We start from the raw sequence: 9462 nt of genomic DNA, 5'->3' as shown, positions 1-9462 counted from the left end.
GTGTTGAAATCTCGATTAAGCCAGGTCCAGTGCTTACTGGTGAAGTGAACGTTGGTGAGCAGTCTAGTGGGTTGCGTAATGTTCAGTCGGGCACTGAGTCTTTATCCTTTGTTGCTGACCTGGACATAGAGCCTGCGGGTAGCTGGCGCTTTAAGCTAGTGCCTGAGGCACAGCAAACATTTGCTGTAACGGCGGTTTCTCCAGCGGGTGAAGAAGTCACCTTACAGGCGCAGATGGATGCACCTGAAGGTGCCACTGAAACTCCAGAAGAAGATAGCCAGGTTGAATACGTCAGTGAGCTGACTTTCCCTAATGTTGCTTATGGTCTGGATGGCTTGCCAGAGCGTCAGGATGTGCTTATTCGCAACGTAACTGTATGGACAGCCACTGATGATGGCATTTTGGAAGAGACGGATGTCTTGGTCCGAAACGGTGAGTTTGCGGCTATAGGCGATAACCTGTCGGCTCCTTCCGGCGTCACAGAAATTGACGGTGCAGGCATGCATTTAACTCCGGGCATCATCGATGAGCATTCGCACATTGCTATAGAAGGTGGTGTGAACGAAGGTTCCGAGGCTGTGACTTCGGAGGTCAGAATTGGTGACGTGGTTAACCCGGACGATATTCACATCTATCGCTCGTTGGCCGGTGGTACAACTATGGCGCAATTGCTTCATGGTTCAGCCAACCCAATTGGGGGCCAGGCGCAGGTTATTAAACTACGCTGGGGTACCGATGCCAATATCATGAAGTTTGATGCTGCACCGGAGTCGATTAAATTCGCATTAGGTGAGAACGTTAAGCAGAGTAACTGGGGCGACAATATGACGGTTCGCTACCCACAAACTCGACTGGGTGTTGAGACTATCATGCGCGATGCTTTCCAGGCTGCACTTGAGTACCAGCAGCGTAAACAAGCTTATGACCGTATGAGCCGTTCAGAGCGTAATAAGGTTTCTGCTCCACGTCCGGACTATCGCCTGGATACGCTATTGGAGATTTTAAACAGTGAACGCTTTGTTCATGCTCACTCTTACGTTGCTTCAGAAATTCTGATGTTAATGGAAGTGGCTGAGGATTTTGGCTTCACGCTGGATACCTTCACCCACATTCTTGAAGGCTACAAAGTTGCTGATGAAATGGCTGCACATGGTGCCAGCGGTTCAACTTTTGCTGACTGGTGGGCGTATAAGTTTGAAGTTTACGACGCTATTCCACATAACGCGTGTTTGATGAAAGAGCGTGGCGTATTAACCAGTATTAACTCGGACAGCAACGACTTGCAGCGCCGTTTGAATACTGAAGCAGCTAAGTCAGTTCGTTATTGCGGTATGGAGCCACACGAAGCGCTGAAAATGGTGACGATTAACCCGGCCAAACAGCTAAAAGTTGATAACTATGTCGGCTCTATCGAAAAAGGCAAGCACGCCGACTTTGTTTTATGGAGTCATTATCCTTTAAGTGCGTATGCCCGCGCAGAGCAGACTTGGATAAATGGTCGTAAGTTCTTTGATCGTGAGCTGGACAAGCAACGTCAGCAAGCCGTTAAAGAAGAGAAAAACGCACTTATCCAGAAAGTTTTAGCAGCAGGTGATGATGCTAAGCAGGGTGCTAAAGATGGTTATAAACCGGAACAGCCAACCTGGCACTGTGATACTGAGCATGATTTTTGGCTGGATCACTTTACCGGTAAAGGGCATCAGCACGGAGGACAACACTAATGAATAAACTACTTACCACTGTTAGTGCCGCATTAGTTAGTGCGCTGACGCTGAATAGTGCAATGGCACATGATGAAGTTCCGGGTGAAAAGCAGCAGGCTCCTGTTGTGCTTCAGGGAGGAACTCTGCACACGGTATCTAATGGCGTACTAACCGACTCAGACTTAGTTTTCGAGAATGGGGAAATTACCGCTATTGGTCGTGATGTCAGTATTCCCCAAGGTGCCGAGGTAATTGATATTTCAGGAAAACACGTTTATCCAGGCGTTATTGCAATGGATACAACAATTGGTTTGAATGAAATTGAAGCGGTACGTGCTACACGAGATGCTCGCGAAGTGGGTGACATTCACCCGGAAGTAGCAGGGCACATTGCGTTTAACGCCGACTCGGAAATTATACCGACCGTACGTTATCACGGCATTACTCATGCTCAGGTAGTGCCTGAAGGCTCGCTTGTGGCTGGCCAGTCGTCGTTAATGCACCTCGATGGCTGGAATTACCAGGATGCGCTGGCTGCCGGTGAGCTGGGCGTACACATTTCCTGGCCACGGACATACGTTGTTAATACCTGGTGGGAACGTCGTTCTGCCGAAGAGCAGCGTAAAGCCAATGAAGAAAATCGGCAGAAGCTGATGAAAGTATTTGCCGATGCTAAAGCTTACTACGACGCCAAGCAGGCTGATCGCGCTATTGATTTAGACCAGCGCTGGGAAGCTATGCTGGGACTGTTTGATGGCAGCAAAAAGCTGTATGTTCATGCTGATGACAAGCGTCAGTTAGAGCAGGCCATTGATACCGCTCAGGAGTATGGGTTTGACTTGGTATTGATGGGCGCCAGAGATGCGTGGCGTATTGCCGACGAACTCGCCGAGCTGAATGTTCCGGTTGTTTTTGGCTCTCCATATGGTCTGCTAGGTCGTGACGATGAAGGTTATGATCAAGACTTTTCATCACCGGCTCGACTTGCAGAGGCGGGAGTGAACTTTGCGATTTCTTACCCTGGCTATTGGGACGTGCGTAACTTGCCTTTTGCGGCTGGTAATGCAGTCGCATTTGGTCTGGATCAGCAACAAGCGCTCGCGGCAATCACATTGAAACCTGCAGAGATTCTTGGGGTTGCGGATAAACTGGGCTCGCTGGAAGTCGGGAAAAGTGCCTCACTTAGCGTATCGGAAGGTGACTTACTGGACCCTATTGGGCAAAAGTTAACGCACCTTTATATTGATGGACGCAAAGTGAGCTTAAGTAGCCGCCATACAGAGCTCTACGAGAAGTACCGCCAGAAACCATCTGAATAAAGACAATGTTTTAGTTAGGCAAACAAAAAAGCCCCTGTCATTTACGACAGGGGCTTTTCATTTCAGACATCCTAACTTAGCTATTTAGCAAGCGCGCTATAAGAGCTCTTAGCGTTGCTGGTTCAAATGGCTTATCCGTCAGGGCATCAACGCCACTTTGCTTCACATTGGCTAGTTGAGGCTCATTGGCGCGGGCTGTAACCATGAGTACCGGTGTATGAGCATGTGCTGAGCTGTTACGAATGTATTGCGTCAGTTCGCTACCGTTCACTTGTGGCATATGAAAGTCGGTGACAATTAAATCAAACTGGTGTTCTGCCAGAATATCAATGGCTTGCTGTCCGTTCTCCGCTTCAACAAAGCTTTCAACACCAAGGTTTTCAAATACACGGCGCAGAACATGTCGCGAGGTCATACTGTCGTCCACAATTAACACTCTTAAGTCTTCGATATCATAGAGCTCAAGGTGCAGTGGTTCCGGCTCCATCATATCCATGGTGGCGGTTATGGCGCGTTGCAGCTGATCCGGCGTAAAAGGTTTGGGTAAAATGGCAATAATACCTGCTTGCTTGAACTGTTCGAGTTGATCCGCACGATGTTCAGATGACACCAACATAAAATGTAAGGTATCTTTTAAGTCCTTAGCGTTAATAAACTGAATCAGCTCATGGGCAGTACCGTCGGAAAAATACATAGCACTGGTAACAATATCAGGTTGCCAACGAAGTATTTCTTCTTTGGCTTCTGCAATGGTTGAAGCGCCGCGGGTATGCTGAATACCTGCTTGATTCAGGTGTTGAGTAATGACTTTTCGTTGCACATCGGATGGTTCGATGAGCAAAATGCGCAGTTCGTCGAAGGCTATAGCCATAATAAAATAACTAGGATTTATTGTGTCCGAAAGAGTAGGGTATTCAGCAGATAAACTCAATCAGAAAATCTGTGTTAAGCTCATTAAAAAAAGGGGGAAGTATGAGCGTTAGTCGCGATTTTTCAAATGATGGTAAGCAGTTAGTTATTGCCATAAAAGGTAAATTTGATTTTAGTCTGGTTCAGGAGTTTCGCCAGGCCTACAGTCATATTGGTGATTCCCAACCCACGGTTATTATTGATTTGAGGGAAACGGACTATTTAGACAGTTCTGCGCTGGGCATGTTGCTTAATATGCGTAAATCTCTAGGTAGTAGTGTCAAAGGTATCCAGTTAGTGAATGCGAAGCCTGACGTACGCCGTATTCTTGATATTTCGCGCTTTGATAAGATGTTTGTTATCGCTTAATGAAGGTTTTAATTGTTGATGACCAACCCGCAAACCAAGTCATGTTAAGCGGGTTAATTAAGCGTTTTGGTCATCAGGTAAGGTGCGCTTCAAACGGCATTGAGGCAATAGATGTTTTTTCTGATCTGGAGCCGGACGTCGTGTTGCTGGACGTTATGATGCCTATTATGGATGGGTTTGAAACCGCACCCTGTTTAAAGGCTTTAAGTGGCGATGTTCATCTACCTATTTTATTTATTACCGCACTGGATGATCAGGAAACCTTGCTGAAGTGTCTGGAAGCGGGCGGCGATGACTTCATTAGCGTGCCTTTCGAACCTGTGGTTTTGCAGGCTAAGTTGAATGCTCACGCACGGGTTCGTGAACTCAGTTATTCGTTAAAAGGAAAAAATGAAGCCCTGGCTTATCACTCAAACCGTATGGAGCGCGAGCAAAACGTTGTCAGTCACATGCTGGCGAATGCTTTGCAGGAAAATGAAACACAATATCCTTTCCTGAAAACCTATCTGGCGCCTGCCAGCGAGTTCAATGGCGACTTAGTTCTGACTAAAGCTGGGCCCTTAGGCAACTTCTACCTTTTTGTTGGTGACTTTACCGGGCACGGCTTGGCACCGGCTACAGGGGCTCTTCCCGTTTCTCAAACCTTTTTTGATTTGGCTGATAAAGGCCTTTCAATAGCCAATATGGTTGAAGAGTTTAACCGCAAGCTGGTTAAACTCTTACCTGACGATATGTTTTGTGCTGCCTTCGTTGCGGAGTTATCGGCAAATGGCGAGCGCCTTACCTATTGGAACGGCGGAATTCCCGACGCTCTTTTGATTAATGAAGCTGGTCAGGTTGAAAATCGTTTGGTGCCGGAACATATGGCGTTAGGTATTTTGCCTCCTGAAGAATTTAGCAGTCAGGTCAGCCACTGCTTTATTGGGAAGGGCATCCGTCTTATTACTTATACGGATGGTGTGGTCGAAATGACAAATCAGGACGATCAAAGGTTGTCCGAGGATGGGTTTGAAGAATTATTGCGGCGCTATGCGTGCAAACGTGATTTTGACGGCCTGGTAACGGCTTTACAAAAGTTCCAGCAAGGTCAGGAGCAGTTTGATGATGTTTCATTGGTGTGCCTGGATTGTGCACCAACTAATTTGCCAGTCATAAGACCTGATACAAATGTGACGCATCTGCCTTTCCGGTTGGTAGTCTATTTAAAAGAAGATGAAATTAGAGGGCGCGATCCAATTATTAAACTGGTCGATTCGTTGAGCCATCTGGAAGGTATCCGGGCACATAAAACAACTTTATACTTATTGTTGGCCGAAGCCTTCAATAACACGCTGGAGCACAGTTTTCTTCAACTTGACTCTGAAATAAAACAGACAGGTCAGGGCTTTGATGAGTACTACCGGGCGCGTGAAGAGCGACTGGCAGAGTTGGAAGGAGTAGAGATAGAAATTGATATCGAGTATCGGCCAAAGAGCAGCCTGTTGTCTTTTAGCCTGTCCTCTAACAGCGAAAACGGTTTCAATGAACCTGTAAATGATACAGAAGAAGATGAGTCGCTGGCTTTCGGACGAGGATTACAGCTTATCAGGAACTTTTCGAGTCACGTCGAGTGGCGCGACAATGGGCGCTGCTTGTATATTGAATATGATCTTAGCCTCCCGAGCGCTTGACCTTGTAACCCTCTTTTTTCAACCAGCTTTCAATACTGTCCCTCTGGTCTCCCTGTAACTCAATTTCATACTCTTTAACTGCGCCACCAACACCGCAAAGCTGTTTTAATTTTCTTGCGATGCTTTTTAATTCTGCCTGGGGTTTGTTCAGTCCGTTGACAATAGTCACCCCTTTGCCTTTACGACCTTTAGTTTCCCGTCGCAGGCGCACAATACCGTCGCCTTCTGGAACACTTTCGGGTTCTGGTTCCGGATCAATTCGGCCTGAATCTGTTGAATATACTACTTGGCTTAATTGGTCTTTCCAGTCTGGCATGCCATTTACCACTTCTTCTTCGGTTGAAACAGTTCTTCTAAATCGTCTTCTTTTTTGTGTCTTTCTTTGTCTCGTGCGTGAGCATCTTTCAGTTCCTGAGCTATTTGCTCCAGCGCCTGTTTTATTGATTGCTGCCGCGAGGTTGTGTAATCATCACTGAAGTTCTGGTCTTCAATGGTGCGTAAAGCCTTCTCATAGTACTGACGAGCAGAGCCCAACATTTGACTTTCATAGGCGTGGCGGCCTCTGCGTATAAGAGTTTCAATACTGATTTTTAACTGCAATTTAGTTAAACGCTGATCCTCGACGCTAAAGACGTTACTGTCAACTCTGCCGCGCGAATGCTCGCTTCTCAGTGTTGCTCTTAAGCGCTTGAGCCCGTTTATCATGGCAATAATTTGTTTATTGTTTTGCGGAATCTCAAAGTCTTCACTAATAAGAGAAGTATCGTTGCGATCAACGCTTTGAATGCGCTCTTCGTAGTCCTTTATTCGTGCCTGATAGTCCTTTGAGGGGGATACGCTGTTCATATTCTTGAGCACTTCATAAGCGCGACTATTTAACACCGCCAGCATCGACTTACCAATAGGGAAAAAGCTCGACATGTGAATGAGGTCTTCGATTTGCTCAAGCGAGCTTCTCAAACGCGCCATTTTCTTGCGCCGTTCCAGCTCTAAACGTTGCTTATGTTGCTGCACCGCACCGACAACAATTGCCAGTATTATCAGTAATATAATCAGTGCGATAACAATGGTGTAAATCATATTACGCTCATTAGGTTATTATTGTTCTCAGGGTAATGTTAAAGAGAAAACACCACCACCTAAGTGTCCATTATTTTTTAGTTCGATAAAACCTTTTTTATCATTTCGTTCATGTGCATTTGCGATTAACTGCGCAAAGTAGAGCCCAAGGCCGGTTCGTGCCTGTTGAACCTTTAACTCTTGCATGAGCATAGCGGCATTTTTGAGCATAACAGGGGGAAAGCCATCCCCGTTGTCATGAACTCTGATTTGGCAGCCACCGTCATTTTTTGTTTGTACTTCAATAAAGAGTTTATCGGCGGTATAACGCATTGCATTAATGATGATGTCATTAAGCAAATTACAAATCAGGTCTCTGTCGAACCATGCTACAGCGCTCTCATCAATTTCTGTACTGACAGTAATACCGCGTTGCTCAAGGTACAGTTCGTTGTTTAATAACAGCTCTTCGACCAGCTCATCCAGATGATGTTGGTCGATATTTAATGGCAGCGCGTCGTTATTTTCACGATAGAGAGTCAACATCTGCATTAAACTGGAGTTGATGCGCTGAGCTTCGTAATGGACTTTTGCCATTTTTTCTGTTGCACTGCTGTCAGTGACCTGTTCAGATACTTCTTCTATCATTTGAATAAGTAAACACAATGAGTTTTTCATGTCGTGCACAGAGGACGCCAGTACGGTTGAAAAATCAAATGTGGGCTGACTCATAGAAGGCAGTTCCTGCAATTTTGACAAATACCGTTGCTATCCGTTCTTTATTTGTCATAGTTATTAAGATTATTATAGTATTTTCTTATATCACATTTCGCAAACAGAGTGGCACGTTCCTCAATGAAATTACAGCAGTTACGCTACATTGTTGAAGTAATGAATCACAACCTGAATGTTTCCGCTACGGCTGAAAGCTTATTTACGTCGCAGCCGGGAATCAGTAAACAGGTGAGAATGCTGGAAGATGAGCTGGGCGTGCAGATATTTGGCCGGACAGGAAAGCATTTAACCCACGTAACACCTGCTGGTAAAGACATTATTTCGGTTGCACAACAAGTTCTGGATAGCGTTCAGTCAATAAAAACCGTTGCAGCTGAGCATACCTTGCCAGATCAGGGGAAACTCAATATTGCGACAACTCATACTCAGGCTCGTTATGCATTACCTGACGTTATTGAACGTTTTATTCAGCATTACCCTAAAGTGTCGCTGCATATGCATCAGGGGTCACCTGAACAAATTAGTGAAGCAGCAGCAAAGGGGCGAGCTGATTTTGCTATCGCCACTGAAGCATTGCACTTATATCATGATCTGATCATGCTGCCCTGTTATCACTGGAATCGTTCTATTGTGGTACCAAAATCGCACCCGCTTACGCAGCTCAGCAAAATAAGTATTGATGATATTGCTCAATTCCCGTTAGTGACTTACGTGCATGGTTTTACCGGTCGTTCTGAACTTGATAAAGCTTTCGCCGAGGCCGGGCATGAACCTAAAATTGTTTTTACGGCAACCGACGCTGATGTCATAAAAACTTACGTGCGGATGGGGTTAGGAATTGGTGTATTAGCGAGTATGGCTTATGACCCTAAAGTTGATACGGATCTTGTTGCGATACCGGCTGAACATCTGTTTGCGCACAGCACGACGAAGATAGGTTTCCGCCGAGGTACGTTTTTACGCACTTACATGTATGACTTTATAGAGAATTTTGCACCGCACCTAACCAGGGAGCAGGTACAAAAAGCGACGCAACTGAAAACTCAGGAAGAAATTGATAAGTTGTTTGAGAACTGCTCATTGCCGATGCGTTAAGCACCGGCAATGATTTGGGTCGTTAACATTCAATAATATTGACTGCCAAGCCGCCGCGAGCGGTTTCTTTGTATTTGGTTTTCATATCGTTTCCAGTGTCCCACATGGTTTTAATTACTTTATCCAGAGACACTTTATGGTCGCCTTCGCCTCGCATGGCTAAGCGGGCAGCGTTAATGGCTTTAACAGAACCCATTGCGTTTCGTTCAATACAGGGTACTTGTACTAAACCGCCCACAGGGTCGCAAGTTAAGCCAAGGTTATGTTCCATACCGATCTCTGCCGCATTTTCGACTCTGGATGGATCACCGCCCATAAATTCGGCCAGCGCACCTGCGGCCATTGAACAGGCAACACCGACTTCACCCTGACAGCCGACTTCAGCGCCAGAAATAGAAGCGTTTTTCTTATACAGAATACCGATAGCCGCTGAGGTTAGCAGAAAGCGCACGACGGCATCTTCGTCCAGGGTTTCGATGAATCTGTCAGCATAGCTCATTACTGCCGGTATAATACCTGCGGCACCGTTGGTGGGGGCTGTGACTATACGACCACCAGCAGCGTTTTCTTCATTAACGGCTAATGCGTATAAATCTACCCAAT

Annotated in this window: 10 protein-coding genes; 5 read left to right on the top strand and 5 right to left on the bottom strand. The window is 46.0% G+C overall.

What is annotated here, in order from left to right; genetic code table 11:
* Both B3180_RS13050 and B3180_RS13045 read left to right on the top strand, forming a co-directional pair.
* Positions 1–1721: amidohydrolase (locus B3180_RS13050; protein ID WP_286844995.1), on the top strand; the 1721-nt coding region annotated here is incomplete at its 5' end.
* Positions 1721–3022 (top strand): amidohydrolase family protein, encoded by a 1302-nt coding sequence (locus B3180_RS13045; protein ID WP_286844993.1) that lies wholly within the window; start codon positions 1721–1723, stop codon positions 3020–3022. The genes B3180_RS13050 and B3180_RS13045, both read left to right, overlap by 1 nt.
* 76 nt (positions 3023–3098) lie before the next feature.
* Here the strand turns inward: B3180_RS13045 and B3180_RS13040 are convergent, their stop codons facing one another.
* Positions 3099–3893, bottom strand: coding sequence for a response regulator (locus tag B3180_RS13040; protein WP_054488372.1), 795 nt, complete (start codon positions 3891–3893; stop codon positions 3099–3101).
* A 101-nt stretch (positions 3894–3994) separates the two neighbouring features.
* On the opposite strand from B3180_RS13040, the gene B3180_RS13035 reads away from it, so the two are divergent.
* Both B3180_RS13035 and B3180_RS13030 read left to right on the top strand, forming a co-directional pair.
* The gene (locus B3180_RS13035) at positions 3995–4300 is read left to right on the top strand and encodes an STAS domain-containing protein (protein WP_126779991.1); all 306 of its coding nucleotides are present in this window, start codon (positions 3995–3997) and stop codon (positions 4298–4300) included.
* The gene (locus B3180_RS13030) at positions 4300–5970 is read left to right on the top strand and encodes a PP2C family protein-serine/threonine phosphatase (RefSeq protein WP_273022263.1); all 1671 of its coding nucleotides are present in this window, start codon (positions 4300–4302) and stop codon (positions 5968–5970) included. Before B3180_RS13035 ends, B3180_RS13030 begins: the two co-directional genes overlap by 1 nt.
* Here B3180_RS13030 and yciH read toward each other — a convergent pair.
* Genes yciH through B3180_RS13015 form a run of 3 tightly spaced genes read right to left on the bottom strand, consistent with a single transcriptional unit; the run spans position 5951 to position 7761 of the window.
* Entirely contained in the window at positions 5951–6286 is a 336-nt protein-coding gene (gene yciH / locus B3180_RS13025) for a stress response translation initiation inhibitor YciH (RefSeq protein ID WP_278356504.1), read from the bottom strand. The two genes, B3180_RS13030 and yciH, sit on opposite strands and share 20 nt — an antisense overlap.
* Before the next feature lie 5 nt (positions 6287–6291).
* Complete coding sequence (locus tag B3180_RS13020; RefSeq protein ID WP_199494159.1) at positions 6292–7050, bottom strand: hypothetical protein; 759 nt, start codon at positions 7048–7050, stop codon at positions 6292–6294.
* 27 nt (positions 7051–7077) lie between these two features.
* Positions 7078–7761, bottom strand: a complete 684-nt coding sequence (locus B3180_RS13015) for a sensor histidine kinase (RefSeq protein ID WP_273022267.1) — start codon at positions 7759–7761, stop codon at positions 7078–7080.
* 123 nt (positions 7762–7884) lie between these two features.
* Here B3180_RS13015 and cysB point away from each other — a divergent pair, with 123 nt between their 5' ends.
* Complete coding sequence (gene cysB / locus B3180_RS13010) at positions 7885–8859, top strand: HTH-type transcriptional regulator CysB (RefSeq protein WP_222235533.1); 975 nt, start codon at positions 7885–7887, stop codon at positions 8857–8859.
* 22 nt (positions 8860–8881) lie between these two features.
* On the opposite strand, the gene B3180_RS13005 is transcribed toward cysB, so the two are convergent.
* On the bottom strand, positions 8882–9462 hold a 581-nt coding region (locus B3180_RS13005), incomplete at its 5' end, for an L-serine ammonia-lyase (protein ID WP_286844990.1).

The sequence above is a fragment of the Idiomarina sp. UBA4206 genome (assembly GCF_002383015.1).
In the GTDB taxonomy this organism is placed as follows: Bacteria; Pseudomonadota; Gammaproteobacteria; order Enterobacterales; family Alteromonadaceae; genus Idiomarina; species Idiomarina abyssalis.
Note: the sequence above shows the minus strand (reverse complement) of the source record. Positions and strands in the feature narration are given on the sequence as shown.